The sequence below is a fragment of the Ruegeria sp. CF4 genome, from assembly GCF_056537345.1.
In genome coordinates this window covers 232,035-246,843 of the sequence record NZ_JBQFRJ010000005.1, presented here as the reverse complement: position 1 = coordinate 246,843, position 14,809 = coordinate 232,035, and the positions used below count along the sequence as shown (strand labels likewise).

Sequence of the window (14,809 nt, the reverse complement as noted above, 5' to 3'; positions counted from 1 at the left end):
AAGGATTAACTTGTCATATGAGAATAAATTGTCATAATGATGAATGCGAATGCACAACAGATGAATAGAAGTCAAAACAATAAGACTTGGCAGGTCGGCGCCTGCACATGAACCAACCGGAGGGTTTATAACAATGAATCTGATTAGAAACTTCGCTGCTGGTGCAGTCGCGGCCATGATGGCCACGGCTGCCTATGCAGAGTGTGAAATCGCCAGTGGCAACGTCAATGTCTTGGCGAATGACTTCCCGGCGCTCAAGGCGATCACGTCCACGGCGGCAGAATGCGCGGGCGGTGTCACTGTCGGGGCAAACCACAACAAGGATTTCCGTAACTTCCATGTTCAGGCGCTGACGGCCAATCCGGCCGAGTACAGCTCGGTTGTGGTTGCGAACTCGTCAATTGTTCCGCTTCTCAACGAAGGCCTGATCCGCCCGCTGGATGACTTGGTTGCCAAACATGGCCAGGCTCTCAGCAAGAACCAGTTGATCACCATTGACGGTAAGATCATGGCGATTGCCTTCATGGCTAACGCGCAGCACCTCTTCGTGCGTCAGGATATTCTGGATCAAGTCGGCAAACCCGTGCCCACGACTTGGGAGGAGGTTGTCGAAACCGGTAAGGCAATCAAGGATGCGGGTATCATGGAGCACCCGTTTGCCTTCCTCAGCATGTCCGACTGGAACCTGGGTGAAGAGTTCGTGAACATGTATCTTGGTCACGGCGGTGAATTCTTCAAGCCTGGCACAGCAGAGCCAGCAGTGAACAACGAAGCGGGCGTCGCGACCCTGAACATGATGAAAGAGCTGGTGTCGCTGTCGAACCCCGACTTCCTGACATACAACACCGCAACTGTTGTTCCGATCTGGAAATCTGGTGATCTCGCCATTGCCCAGCTTTGGGGATCCAGCGGCGGCGAGCTTCTGGGCGGTGAGGGCGCTGCCGAAGGTGTTGCTGAAAACACTGTTTTGGCTGGGGCACCAACCGTTGCAGGCGGTGATACTCCGTCCTCCACGCTTTGGTGGGATGGGTTTACGATCTCAAAAAACATCTCTGACGAAGATGCCGAAGCGACCTTTATCGCGATGATGCATGGTATCTCACCCGCGATGGTCGAGGAGAACAACGATGCCGCAGTTTGGCTGATGGATTCCTACAAGCCTGGCCCGGCTGCAGTAGGCGTTGCTGCGACGGCTACAGGCGGGGCCGATCCTTACCCGATGCTGCCATACATGGGCTTGCTGCATCAGGCGTTCTACGAAGAACTGCCCGACTTCCTGCAGGGCAATGAAAGCGCCGAGCAGACTCTGGCAGACATCGAAGCCGCCTACATCGCGGCGGCCAAAGAGGCCGGCTATTTGTAAGAGCCATGCCCGAGGCGGGTCGTCCCGCCTCGGCTTCCCCCAAGCCGCGAAGCTGACATAGGTGCCGGGTTATGAAACATCGCACTTTCTTCTGGTTCATCTTGCCATCATTGGCCGCGATGATCTTTTTCATTGCCTTGCCCATCGTATCGGTGGCGGTGCAGTCTCTGTTCGTTGAGCACGAGCAAATCATGATCGAGGTCGAAAACTGTGGACCGTTCAAATGCGAAACGGTTTTGCAGGTCGACAATGAGGCGACAGCCGCGCTGCAGGCAGAGGCGCCTCTGGGCCGATTTAACGGTTTGGGAACCTATACAAACCGGAAACATCTGGCGTTTGAAGAAGTCAGCGTAGCCTGGAGTGAAACCGAGACAATCGGCGACTTCATGGGCGAGTTGCTGAACTTGCCCTTCTACAAAGCCCTGATCTTTACCCTGACCTACACCGCTGTCGTGACCCCGTTTGTGATCGTGCTGGGTTTAGGTGTGGCGCTGGCCGTGAACAATCTGCCACGTTTATTGAAGGGGCCGACCATTTTTGTCTCGCTGCTGCCTATGATTGTGACGCCGCTGATTGGCGCACTTATCCTGTTTTGGATGGTGGATGCGGACGGGATTATCGGCGCAACTTTGCAAAAGATATTCGACGATCCGAACCTGTCCCTGAAGGCCTCAACGCCGCTGACTTGGATTATGCTGATCGTCTACGGGATCTGGAGTTCGACCCCCTTCAGCTTCATCGTCTTCTACGCTGGTTTGCAGACAGTTCCGAAAGAAACGCTTGAGGCGGCTAAGATTGACGGCGCCTCGCGTTGGCAGGCCATCCGATATGTGGTCATTCCTTATATGGCGCCGTTGGTGGTGTTTATCACCCTGATGCAGTTGATGGATAATTTCCGCGTGTTTGAACCCATCGTCGCGTTCTCGGCTTCGGCCAAGGCAACGTCGTTGTCGTGGATCATCTTCAATGACCTGCGAGGTGGCGACGTCCAGCTGTTCGGCTCTGCCGGAGCAACGTCTTTGCTGACAATCATCGGTATTTCCATCCTACTCACCCCTGTGCTGATCCGCACATGGCGCGACTTTAACCGGAAGAGGGCCTGATCATGTCAACATCAGTCGCTGACAGACGTTCCAAAGGATTGATCTGGTTCACCAGCAGCTTCGTGGTTCTGTGGATTCTCATTGCTGCTGGGCCTTTCCTTTGGACTGTTTGGGGGTCGTTTAAAGTTCAGGCCGATTTCTTTTCCAAAGCTGACTGGACCAACGCCGTCTACGGTGTGATGACCACGGCTGAAACCGGCAGCGCGTTTACGGGTGGCGGGTATCTTGGCGCATGGGTTGAGCAGGAGTTCTGGCGCAACTCGATCAACACGGCGATTGTCGTATTCTTCACGGTCATCATTTCGCTGACCTTTGGCACCTTGGGGGGCTATGCCCTTGCACGCTCAGGTTTCAGATACGCGTTTTGGCTGCTGATGGCGGCGCTGGTTTTCCGGGCCATGCCTCATATCACGCTAGTTTCGGGCTACCTGCTGCCGTTCTTTGAGTGGAACGTCTGGGGTAAGCTGGGGACAACGGTTATCGTTCTGGTGGCGATCAACCAGCCGTTTACGCTCTGGATGCTGCATTCGTTCTTTTTGAACATCCCCAAGGACATGGACGAAAGTGCCATGGTGGATGGTTGCACGCGGTTTCAGGCGTTTCGGCATGTCATCATCCCAGTGATGTGGCCGGGTGTGATTACCACGGGTTTGTTCAGCTTCCTGCTGGCTTACAATGATTTTGCAATTGGCGCGGTTCTGTTGAGTTCTGAAAACCAGACCATGGTTCCAAAAATTGCGAGTTTCCTTGGAACGGTGCGCGAAACCGGGGACGTGATGTTCGCTGTCGCTGCAGCGGTCAGCGCGCTGATCCCATTGTTCTTCCTTGTTCTGTTCTTCCAGCGGCAGATCGTCAGTGGCCTCACGGCCGGTGCGGTAAAAGGCTGAATTCGACTGATGCAGATCCGGCCAATCTGGCCGGATCTTTTTTTGTGTTCTCGAACGAGCGAAAGATACGCGTGACACATGACTACTCTGCAATCCGCCAAAGCGCTTGTGCGCAACTACTATGCCGCAATTGACCAGGATCCGGTTGAAGCGGTCAGGACTTATTGTGCGCCGGATGCGCTCTGGCGTGGGTATCACCCGTTCAATGAAATCCACAACCCGGAGGACGTTGCCGCGACCTTTTGGGTGCCGTTGAAAACGGCGGTCACGCGTATGCAACGTCGGCTTGATTTGTTCATGGCGGGCGAAAACGGGCTTGAAGATGGTGGTATCTGGGTCGCTTCCATGGGTCATCTCATGGGGCTTTTCGATCAGCCTTGGCTGGACATTCCGCCGACAAACAAGATTGTCATGCTGCGCTATGCCGAGTTCATTCGCGTCGAAGGGGACAAAATCACCGATACCGCGATGTTCTTCGATATCCCGCATCTAATGATGCAGGCGGGCCTCAACCCATTCCCGCCTCAGACTGGAGCGCAGCTGGTTCAGCCCGGCCCGATGACTCATGACGGAGTGATGTTTGACGAGCAGGACCCTGCCGAAGGCGAGAAAACCCTGCAGGCCATCGAGTTCATGATCAATGATATCCGCGATTGGAAGGGTCGGGAGGAAGAGGGGTTGCTGACCGAATTGCCGCGCAGCTGGAACGACGACATGATTTGGTGGGGTCCGTCAGGCATCGGTGCAACTTATACGATCGAGCGCTACGCCAAACAGCATGCGGGTCCTTTTCGCGAAGGGTTTACGGATCGCATTTTCAACGGCCACGTTGCGCGCATAGCCGAAGGAAGTTTTGGCGGGTTTTTCGGCTGGCCGAACCTGACATTGACCCCTTCGGGCGGCTTCATGGGTATGCCGGCCACCGGCAAGCCAGCCGATATGCGCGTCATAGACATGTACCGCAGATCGGGTGACAAACTGACCGAGAACTGGATCTTCATCGACCTGCTGCACTTCTGGAAGCAACAGGGTTTGGATGTCCTTGCGCGCCTTCCTTATATGCGCGGATAGCCAAATTAAAACGCACCCCGTTCAGGGGTGCGTTGTCATAGGTTTGTTCTTGGGCTTCTCTATTCGCCCAAGATTTGCATCAGAATTCCAAACTCATTGAAAACAGTCCATTCTTTCAGGACTTTGTTGTCTTTGATCTGCCACTGGGTGATGCCCCAGATATGCGCTTCTTTCCCGGTCGGTTCGCCATATGGCCCATTGCCACGATGGGCGCCAACACCGCCCCAGCGCACCGAGACCAAATACCCGTCTTCTGCGTTGCCCATCCAATAGATGTCATCGACAGAGATCCGGATGTTCGGGAACATCGCAATCATCGACATTATATGAGAGCGCAATTGGCCAACGCCTCGGTAGACCCGACTGGTCGAACCTTCGAGCACGATGTCTGGCGCATAGACCCGGTCCATTGCACTGAAATCACGGCGATTCCAGATGCTCTCGAATGCGGCGTGTGTGAATTCACGTACGTTGCCGTCGATGACATCCGGGATCGCGGGTCGCTTTGGAAAGCCTTGGCCGTCCATGCGGTTTGTATCGCTTGCAGCATAGTTTGGGGCAAATGGGCCCTGCGCGCGTTGCGAGGCTATGCAGCGCGCGGTTTCTCCGACATCAAGGCCCATTTGCTGGATCAATGCGGCGGTATCATAAGCGACATGCTCGTCATAGATCTCGTTGTCACGGGCTACACAATTCGCGATACATAGCAGGCGCAGCGGGCGATCGGTCGGAGGGCCAAACCGTGAATACCCAGTATTGGTTCCGAGGATCATAGTCCGGTGAGACGTGTGAAAGCTGACGTCATCGTTGCCGGCCCAGATGACCTCGTCCGCGACTAGACGAACGTCGGGGATGGCATTGTTGGTGTGAACCGTATCTGCAACAATCTTGTCGCGACCATATTGTAGTCCGACATCATCCCACACGCGGCAGTCATGGCTATAGGTGTCGTAGATATAGCCAATGTCCTTTTCCTCCCAGATCTGGTGGGTGATGCGGACAATATAGTCGACGATGTTTTTGAAACGCGGCTCGAAACCCCGCATGGATTGGGTGGTCACGTGATCGGGTTCTTTGTCCAGAAATTCCCGTGTGCCACCACGTCGATAATTTTCGAGAGAGATTGAAAAATCTGATGGCATATGCGCATCGCCAAGCGGGCGAAACCGGATATGTGTGCTTGTCTGGCTGTTGCTATCGCTTTTGATCTGGCGTGCAGCAACGGGCTTTCCAGCAGCTTCAGCTTCCTTAGTCATTGCAAGCCTCGAATCGTTAAACCGCATACGTATGCTAGATAATATCAAGGCAAGATGCATATAAATACAGTTAAATTAGGAGAATATTTAGTTTCCATAGTTGTTAGGCGAGTATCATGCATATAGTATCGCATACGATTTCAAATCGTGGTGGCAGACGCTATGGAACTGCAAAGCGCAAAACAACTGGTGCGAGACTTCTATCGGGATCTTGATGCGGCCGATGCGCAGAACGTGTCCGCCGCAATGACCAAATACACCGGTGCAAACTTCAATTGCCAGTGCAGCTATCCCTTCAACGATATGGGTGGCGTCGAAAGCTTCGCGACCGAGTTTTGGGTCCCGTTCAAATCCGCCTTCGCTCCGGTTCAAAGGCGCGAGAACATCTTTTTCGCAGGCAGGAACCGGCTCGATGATTATCAGACACTTTGGGTGTGCTCGATGGGTCATCTATTGGGGCAGTTTCAACAGCCTTGGCTAGGGTTGGAGCCAACCCACAAGATGGCCTTTCTGCGGTATTATGAGTTTTTCCGCATTGAAAACGGTAAGATCGCTGAATCATCTCTACACATCGATGTGTTCGGAATGATGATACAGGCAGGCAGCAAGGTCATCCCTCAGCCTACAGGCGTGTATACGATTACTCCGGGTCCTCAAACGCAGGATGGCCTCTTGTTCGGACCTTGTCCTCCGGAACAAGGTGAAGCGTCCCTGGATATACTCTACCGCATGCTAGATACGCTCATTTCATCCGGCGTACATACAACCATCGAAGACCTGAAAAAGGATTGGGCCGATGACATGTTGTGGTGGGGGCCCGCGGGTATCGGGGCTTCATAAACCCATGGAGGGTATATGAAGGGCCATGTCCTACCGTTCGAAGATGGGCTCGAATTCGTGCGGCACAACGGTCATGTCACGCGCATCGGAGAGGGCAATTATTGTGGCTTCTTTGGCTATCCCAGTCTGACCATGAGGCCCAGAGGTGGTTTTTTGGGGCTTACGAGTGTTTCTGATACCGAGGCCGACATGCGGATTGTTGATCTCTACCGATGTAAAGATGGGAAGCTGGCCGAAAACTGGATCTTCATCGACCTGCTTTGGTTCTTGAAACAACTGGGCATTGATCTGTTAGAGCGTCATCGCCAGATGACTTTACCAGCACATGAGATGTGCTGACCAATCTAATGTTGATCTGAAATTTTCCTCGCTGCATTCGCTCGTTGCATAAGCCTGAGCTGGAGTACGCTGGCGGTTCTGCAGATTGCGTGCTGTTGCTTGTTTGATCGGGTAGAGGTTATGGGGAGAGGATTGAATTCCCGCTGTAACGCATCGCGCCGCACTGCCGGGTAGAACGTTTAGAATGGCAGTCTATCCCGTGACGAAAAGTCAGAACAATGTAACTGGTAAACCCCCTCTGTCCTTGAAGGAGCGCGAGCGGCGCAAACGGCTGCGCAATCGTGTTTTGATTCTGCTCTCGCCGGTTCTTGTCCTGCTTTCACCGATACTGCTGCCGATATTCTTCTTTGTGTGGCGCCGTAAGAAAAAGTCACCTCGACGATCCACGAAAAAAATGGGGGATGTTGCCGGCAATTTGTCATCGGTGGAACCGGTGCAATCTGATGAGGCAGAGGAAAGGCTGATTGAAAGTCGACCTGACACCTTCGCCCTGTGCCGGGTAATTGGAAACGATCTTGTGCCACGTCACAAGGCCGGTCAATCGCGGGAAAATGTCAGTTTCATTCTTGAAAACGAGCCGGAGCTGAAGGACTGCACGAAGCTCTGGATACTGAATCGGATCGTCGATCCTGAAGCAGAGGCTGAGCTTATAGTCCTGCTTGAGGCACATAATCAGAAATATCTGCGCATTCCTTTCGATCCGACAGCGCTGCAAACAATCGGATATGATTTTGCGCCCTTCGAAGACCCGATGGTTTTCGCCGACGGAACGCTTGAACGGCTGGATGGTGAAACCCGAAACAAAATGATTACGCAGGCTTACCGGGCGCGCAATAACTACGTGATGAACAACAACGGCGCGCGCAATCAGGCGCTGGAGTTCTGCTTGGAACACGCCAAGTGGGCGCTGCCATTTGATGGGAACTGTTTCTTTACTCAGAGCGCCTGGGGGGCTGTGCGCGAAGACATCATCTCTCAGCGAGATAAGCGGTATTTCTGTGTGCCGATGGCACGCATGCAGAACAATGAGGAGCTGCTTCAGGACTCTGCCAAACCCGAGGCAAACGAAGAGCCGCAAATGGCCTTTCGATGTGACGCGCCACTTCGGTTTGATGAAGAGCACCCTTATGGGCGGCGTCCCAAGGTCGAACTGTTTGTCCATCTGGGCATACCCGGACCCTGGCAGGACTGGCCCCTGGAGAGCTTCGATCTTCCGCCTCGCAAGGTCAGCGCGGAAGGCCATCGCGTGGGATATGCCGGGTGGGTGGCGCGTTTGTTTTCCGGACAGGCCAAGTTGGAGCAAAAAGGGGTTAAGACCCTTATCAATCGCGGCACCGCCAGGAATGAGGCGATCTGCGCCACGTTGGACATGCTTGAAGCGCGTCGCATGGAAGGGACCCATATCGACGGCGCAACCGTGTTTTACGATCAGGCCCGGCTCGACGCGTTGACGGATGCCGATCTGAACGCATTACGGGACGCAGCCGAGGACGCTCTGACCCGTGGTCCATTTTCGGTCACCGATAAACCCGAACCTGGCCCCAGCGGGGACATTCACGACTATTTTCATCCATCGCCCTACTGGTGGCCCAACCCAAAGAAAAAGGACGGACGGCCCTATGTGTTCCGGGACGGGGAACGAGTGCCTGGCACGCAACTATACGAGCAAGAGAGTGACCGGTTTGACCGGACGCGGTTGCAGAGACTCTTTGACGACTCGATTGCTTTGGCGCTGACTGCAAAGCTCACTGGCGAAGACCGCTATGCGGATCATGTTACGCGTTTGGTTGAAACCTGGTTTATCGATCCGGCGACCAGAATGAACCCGAATCTGGACTACGCGCAGGTCCGGTTAGGGCACAAAGGCGACAAGGGGTTAGCGCACGGCCTGATCGAAACAAAGGATTTCTACTTCTTCCTCGATGCGGTGCGGATGCTGGGCGATTCAGAAGTCAGCGCGGGGGTGCGCGATTGGTGCGCCGAGTTCTTTGCGTGGTTAACCGATAGCGATCAAGGGCAGGGTGAGCGTCGGGCGAAGAACAACCACGGTACGTGTTATGACCTGCAGGCGGCGTCTCTGGCGTCTTTCCTGGGGGATAAAACCGCATTGCAGCGGATTAACCTGCGAGCACAGGCGCGGATTCTCGGCAGTATTACCGATGACGGTGAACAGCCTCATGAAATGACCCGTACGCTGACCCAGCATTATTGCGCGTACAACCTGCAAAGCTGGATCAACCTATTTAATCTGCTGGAAGGGACCGGGTTGCAACCCTGGAGCAGCGATGCGGCAGAGAGGTTGGTTGTCGCCATGCGTCAGCTGCTCAAACAATCCGTCGAAGGCTGGAAGCACGAGCAGATCGAACCCTTCGAGTTCGCGCGCCTGGTCCCCATTGACGCAACGTTACGGCATCGGACCGGGCAGGGGATCCTTCAGTCTGAAGAAGCCCCGGCCTGCTATTATCCCCATGACGGTATCCCGCCTTTCTGGCGTCTGGCGCGTGGCTATGGCAGGCCTCTTTGATCACAATCGGGTGTTGCAACTCGAAAAATGATCTGGATGATGCGTTGGCATGAGTACCGGAAAATCCGGTCAGCCGCAGTCAAATGCGGTCAAAACAACACAGGGGAGACGACGTATGTCATTCAAAACACTTATGCTTGCCGCAAGTGCCACGGCGATGATTGCAGCCGGTGCTTCGGCCGAGACTCTGCGATGGGCCCGTGCCGGTGACGCATTGACGCTGGACCCGCACGCCCAGAATGAAGGCCCGACCTCGGCCATGGCGCACCAGATCATGGAAACGCTGGTGATGCGCGATCACTCCGGTGCGCTGGTTCCGTCGTTAGCGACTGAATGGGCACCATCCGAAGAAAACCCGAATGTCTGGGTGTTCAAACTACGCGAAGGCGTCACCTTTCACGATGGTGCCGGATTTGACAGTGAGGACGTTGTCTTCTCGCTGAATCGCGCGATGACGCCGGATTCGGATTACAAGGAACTGTTAGCCTCAGTGAAAGAGGTGCGCGCGCCGGACAAGTTCACGGTTGAGATCGAAACTGACGGTCCGAACCCGATCATGCCCAACAACCTGACCAACATGTTCATGATGGACAAGGATTGGGCCGAGGCGAACAATGCTGTGAAGGTTCAGGATTATGAGGGCGGTGAAGATACCTTTGCGGCCAAGAACGCAAACGGAACCGGCCCGTACAAGCTGGTCAGCCGCGAACCCGACGTGAAGACCGTTTTGAGCGCCAATGAGAACTATTGGGGTAAGGACGAGTTCCCGCTTCAGGTGACTGAAATCATCTATACGCCAATCCAGAACGCCGCGACCCGTGTTGCCGCCCTGCTGTCGGGCGAAGTGGATTTCATTCAGGACGTACCGGTGCAGGATCTTGAGCGTGTGGCCGGAACCGACGGTCTGGATGTGCGCACAGCGCCGCAGAACCGGGTGATCTTCTTCGGCATGAACATGGGTGATGCCGATCTGTCCTCGGATAGTGTTGACGGCGCGAACCCGCTCGCAGATGTCCGGGTGCGTCAGGCGATGTCCAAGGCAATCAACCGCGATGCGATCAAACAGGTTGTGATGCGTGGCCAGTCTGCTCCGGCGGGCATGATTTCACCCCCGTTCGTGAATGGTTGGGATGCGGGTATGGATGCGTCGTCATCGACCGACATCGAGGGCGCCAAGGCGCTTATGGCCGAAGCAGGCTATCCTGATGGTTTCTCGCTGACGTTGAACTGCCCGAATGACCGCTACATCAATGATGAGGCGATCTGTCAGGCGGCGGTCGGTATGCTGGCCCAGATCGGGATCACCGTGAATCTGGATGCCAAACCGAAGGCGCAGCACTTCCCGCTGATCAACAATCTCGAGACCGACTTCTATATGCTGGGCTGGGGTGTTCCGACCTATGACTCGGAATACATCTTCAACTTCCTGGTACACTCAAAGGGTGAGAAATACGGCTCGTGGAACGGCACGCGCTATTCCAACCCGGATCTGGACGCCAAGATCGTAGCATTGGCCTCGGAAACTGATCTGCCCGCACGTGATCAGCAGATTGCGGACATCTGGCAGGTTGTTCAGGGCGAGCAACTTTATATCCCGATCCACCATCAGGTGCTGAACTGGGGTATGAAGTCCGGTGTCGGCACCATCGTTGAGCCGGAAGACTCGCCGAAGATCAAATACTTCGAAATGAACTAAGGCATCTCTCAGGATGCAGGGCAGGGCGCGATTTCGCGCCCTGCTTCCATGTCTCCGATGGTAACGGGCGCGTGATCTCAATGTGAGAATTCCTTTACGCACCAGCCAAAAACCACGAAGCTCTGATCCATAAACAGGGAGTAATCGTCATGATCCTCAGGAACAGCGCCATCGGCCTGACTATGTTGCTGGCCGGTACCGTGCAAGCAGCCGAGTTCAAATGGGCCTCGACCACTGATCCTCAGACCATGGACCCGCACGCGGTCAACTCGGCCCCGGTGCTCGGGTTTCTGAACAATGTCTACGAAGGGCTCGTCCGTCGCGGCAAGGATATGAGCGTTGAGCCCGCATTGGCCGTCAGTTGGGAAGCGATTGGCGACGGTGAAGGCTGGCGTTTCAAACTGCGCGAAGGTGTGACCTTTCATGACGGCAGCAGCTTTGACGCGCAGGATGTATTGTTTAGCTATGAGCGCGCCTCGGGCGAGGCTGCAGACACGCGCAGTTGGTTTGCGCCCGTCAGCGACGTGATCGTGGTTGATGACTACACTGTCGATATCATGACCACTGCACCCAACCCGCTGTTTCCGTCGTCGATTGCAAATTGGATGATCGTGGATCAGGGCTGGACCGAAGCCAACGATGCGGTTGTGCCCGACAAAGAGACCGGCAATTACGCAACGATCAACGCCAATGGCACAGGTGCGTTCAAGGTGACCGAGCGGGAGCCGGGGCTGAAGACGGTGCTGGAACCGTTTGATGGCTGGTGGGGTGAGGTCGAACACAACATTACCCGCGCCGAGTTCAACCCGATCCAGAATCCCGCCACCGCCGTTGCTGCATTGCTTTCAGGCGATGTCGATATGATCAATCCGGTGCCGATTCAGGACGTGGCCCGACTGCAGCAGAATGCTGAGGTCGATGTCATTCAGGGTATCGAAGCGCGCGTGATCATGCTGGGCTTTGATCATGAGGCCGAAGCTCTGAAATACACCGATGATGCGGGCAAGCCGAACCCGTTCCGTGATGCGCGCGTGCGCCAGGCAGTGGCTCAGGCGGTGAATGTTCATGCGATTCTGGCCACCATTATGCGCGGCAATGCCGAGCCCGCCTCGCAGCTCGTTAGCCCCGCCATGAGCGGATATTCCGAGGCCAACGCGGATCGTCCCGCGTTTGATGTCGAAGCCGCCAAAGAACTGTTGGCCGATGCAGGTTACGCCGACGGGTTTTCGTTCGGACTGAAATGCCCCAATGACCGTTATCTGAATGATGAGGCTGTCTGTCAGGCTGTTGTTGGCATGCTGGCCCAAATCGGGATCACAGCGGAACTCGACGCTATGCCGGTGCGCAACTACTGGCCGGAACTGCGCGAGGACAACTACGATATGTACCTGCTGGGGTGGAGTCCGGGCACTTTTGACGCCGAGCATCCGGTCCGGTTCCTTGTCGCAACCCCGAACGAAGAGAAAAAGCTGGGCAGCTGGAATTTTGGTGGTTTCTCGAATGCACGTGTCGATGAATTGCTGCCGATGATCCAGTCCGAGTTGGATCAGGCCAAACGTCAGGCCATGCTGGATGAGGTCACGCAGATCTATCAGGACAAACAGGTCTACGTGCCTATGTATGTTCAGCCGCTGGTCTGGGGAACGCGCAGCAATGTCGAGGTCACGCAGCGCCCGGATAACTTCTTCCTGCTCAGATGGGTGACGGTGAACTGATCAGCGGCAACGTCGCGTCGGGCTGATAGCGCTCTCTTGACCATCTGGTCAAAGGCGGCCTAGAGAGACCGATCAACGAGGGAAACGAATGTTCGCATATATCGTCCGCAGGATGTTCCAGTCCGTGATCGTGCTTTTGGTCGTGGGGCTGGTTGCATTCTCGATGTTTCGCTTTGTCGGCGACCCGATCGACAACATGCTTGGTCAAGAGCGCACGCAAGCTGACATCGACCGTCTGAGGACCGAGCTTGGGTTGGATCAACCCTTTGTGGTGCAATATGCCAAGTTCCTGCAAGGCGCGGTTCAAGGTAATTTCGGCGTCTCCTATCGACAGGGGCGTCCAGTGTCGACAATTCTGGTCGAACGGGCTCCGGCGACGCTGGAGCTTGCCTTTGTCTCGGGCTTTCTCGCGATTACGATTGGCATCGGTCTCGGTGTCTTCACGGCGATCCGACGACAAGGAATTGCTGCGAATGTGATCATGACGGTTTCCTTGATCGGGGTTTCGCTGCCTACGTTCCTCATAGGTATCCTGCTGATCTATGTCTTCTCGGTCGAGCTTGATTTGTTGCCCAGCTTCGGGAGGGGCGAGACCGTTATGATTGGCAGTTGGTCCACCGGGTTTCTGACAGCGTCCGGTTTGAAGGCGTTGATATTGCCCGCGATCACGCTTGGCCTCTATCAGATGACACTGATTATGCGACTGGTCCGCTCCGAAATGCTGGAGGTGCTGCGCGCTGATTACGTCCGCTTTGCCCGCGCTCGGGGACTGTCGGATCGGGTGATCAATTTCCGCCATGCGCTGAAGAATACTCTGGTGCCGGTGATCACCATCACGGGTCTGCAACTGGGGTCGATCATCGCCTTCGCCATCATTACCGAGACGGTGTTCCAATGGCCCGGGGTGGGTCTGTTGTTCATCAACGCGATCCAGTTCGTGGATATCCCGGTCATGGCGGCATATCTGATGCTGATCTCGGTGATGTTCGTGACGATCAACCTGATTGTCGATCTTCTTTATTATGCCATTGACCCGCGCTTGCGTGTCGACGCGAGGGCCACATGACCGACACGATGGAAACCTCGAAATCAGCTCCCAAATCGCGCATGGCGAAGTTTTGGGACAGCGACTTTGCCTGGTCGTTTCGACATTCTCCGGTGGCTGTAATTGCATCGCTGGTCGTGGTCGTTCTGGTGCTGGCGGCAGTCTTTGCCCCGTTGATCGCGCCGTATAATCCGTTTGACCCCGCAACGTTGAACCTGATGAATGGATTCACACCGCCCGGTACGCCCAATGCGTTCACGCAAGAGACCTTCCTGTTGGGCACCGATGATCAGGGGCGCGATGTGTTTTCGACCATCCTCTACGGCTTGCGTATCTCGCTGTTCGTGGGCGTCTCTGCCGTGTTGCTGGCGCTGATCATCGGTGTCATCCTGGGGTTGATCGCGGCATATTTCGGCGGCTGGATCGAGACACTGATTATGCGGATCGCCGATGTTCAGCTCACTTTCCCGGCCATTCTGGTGGCGATGCTGATCTTTGGAATCGCGAAGGGGATCACTCCGCCGGAATACCGTGATGAAATGGCAATCTACGTCCTGATCATTGCGATTGCCCTGTCGGATTGGGTGCAGTTCGCACGAGTCGTCCGTGGTGCCGCTCTGGTCGAGAAAAACAAGGAATATGTGCAAGCTGCGCGGCTGATCGGGCGTGGATCGTTCCCGATCATGTTCCGCCACATCCTGCCGAATGTGCTCAGCCCGGTTCTGGTCATCGCCACCATCTCGCTGGCACTGGCCATTATCGCCGAAGCCACGCTGAGCTTTCTGGGTGTTGGCGCACCGCCGACCCAGCCGTCGCTGGGTACGCTCATCCGGATCGGGCAGGGGTTCCTGTTCTCGGGTGAGTGGTGGATCCTGTTCTTCCCGGCCTGCACGCTGCTGGCCCTTGCCCTGTCGGTGAACTTGCTGGGTGACTGGCTGCGCGACGCGTTGAACCCCAAACTGCGGTGATT

12 protein-coding genes are annotated in these 14,809 nt (G+C 55.4%); 11 read left to right on the top strand and 1 reads right to left on the bottom strand.

The genetic code is table 11. The features are described from left to right. Window positions 1-133: 133 nt before the first annotated feature. From ACR0NF_RS13465 to ACR0NF_RS13450, 4 genes are all read left to right on the top strand, one after another. Complete coding sequence (locus ACR0NF_RS13465; RefSeq protein WP_480471992.1) at window positions 134-1,363, top strand: ABC transporter substrate-binding protein; 1,230 nt, start codon at window positions 134-136, stop codon at window positions 1,361-1,363. Window positions 1,364-1,434: 71 nt separating this feature from the next. Beyond that, on the top strand, window positions 1,435-2,466 hold the full coding sequence (locus ACR0NF_RS13460; protein WP_480471991.1) for a carbohydrate ABC transporter permease: 1,032 nt from the start codon (window positions 1,435-1,437) through the stop codon (window positions 2,464-2,466). A 2-nt stretch (window positions 2,467-2,468) separates the two neighbouring features. Further along, window positions 2,469-3,353: a carbohydrate ABC transporter permease gene (locus tag ACR0NF_RS13455; RefSeq protein ID WP_480471990.1), complete on the top strand. Its 885-nt coding sequence runs from the start codon at window positions 2,469-2,471 to the stop codon at window positions 3,351-3,353. Window positions 3,354-3,431: 78 nt separating this feature from the next. After that, on the top strand, window positions 3,432-4,424 hold the full coding sequence (locus ACR0NF_RS13450; protein ID WP_480668012.1) for a nuclear transport factor 2 family protein: 993 nt from the start codon (window positions 3,432-3,434) through the stop codon (window positions 4,422-4,424). Window positions 4,425-4,483: 59 nt separating this feature from the next. Here ACR0NF_RS13450 and ACR0NF_RS13445 read toward each other — a convergent pair whose 3' ends face one another. After that, entirely contained in the window at window positions 4,484-5,680 is a 1,197-nt protein-coding gene (locus tag ACR0NF_RS13445) for a nuclear transport factor 2 family protein (RefSeq protein ID WP_480471988.1), read from the bottom strand. A 162-nt stretch (window positions 5,681-5,842) separates the two neighbouring features. On the opposite strand from ACR0NF_RS13445, the gene ACR0NF_RS13440 reads away from it, so the two are divergent. From ACR0NF_RS13440 to ACR0NF_RS13410, 7 genes are all read left to right on the top strand, one after another. Further along, entirely contained in the window at window positions 5,843-6,520 is a 678-nt protein-coding gene (locus ACR0NF_RS13440; RefSeq protein WP_480668013.1) for an ester cyclase, read from the top strand. Between the two features lie 15 nt (window positions 6,521-6,535). Then, window positions 6,536-6,859, top strand: coding sequence for an ester cyclase (locus ACR0NF_RS13435; RefSeq protein ID WP_480471986.1), 324 nt, complete (start codon window positions 6,536-6,538; stop codon window positions 6,857-6,859). A 517-nt stretch (window positions 6,860-7,376) separates the two neighbouring features. Further along, the gene (locus ACR0NF_RS13430) at window positions 7,377-9,383 is read left to right on the top strand and encodes an alginate lyase family protein (protein WP_480778410.1); all 2,007 of its coding nucleotides are present in this window, start codon (window positions 7,377-7,379) and stop codon (window positions 9,381-9,383) included. Window positions 9,384-9,498: 115 nt separating this feature from the next. Next, complete coding sequence (locus ACR0NF_RS13425; RefSeq protein ID WP_480778409.1) at window positions 9,499-11,079, top strand: ABC transporter substrate-binding protein; 1,581 nt, start codon at window positions 9,499-9,501, stop codon at window positions 11,077-11,079. A gap of 149 nt (window positions 11,080-11,228) precedes the next feature. After that, the gene (locus tag ACR0NF_RS13420) at window positions 11,229-12,794 is read left to right on the top strand and encodes an ABC transporter substrate-binding protein (protein ID WP_480778408.1); all 1,566 of its coding nucleotides are present in this window, start codon (window positions 11,229-11,231) and stop codon (window positions 12,792-12,794) included. 88 nt (window positions 12,795-12,882) lie between these two features. Next, window positions 12,883-13,860: an ABC transporter permease gene (locus tag ACR0NF_RS13415; protein ID WP_480471982.1), complete on the top strand. Its 978-nt coding sequence runs from the start codon at window positions 12,883-12,885 to the stop codon at window positions 13,858-13,860. Then, on the top strand, window positions 13,857-14,807 hold the full coding sequence (locus ACR0NF_RS13410) for an ABC transporter permease (protein WP_480471981.1): 951 nt from the start codon (window positions 13,857-13,859) through the stop codon (window positions 14,805-14,807). Before ACR0NF_RS13415 ends, ACR0NF_RS13410 begins: the two co-directional genes overlap by 4 nt. Window positions 14,808-14,809 lie beyond the last annotated feature (2 nt).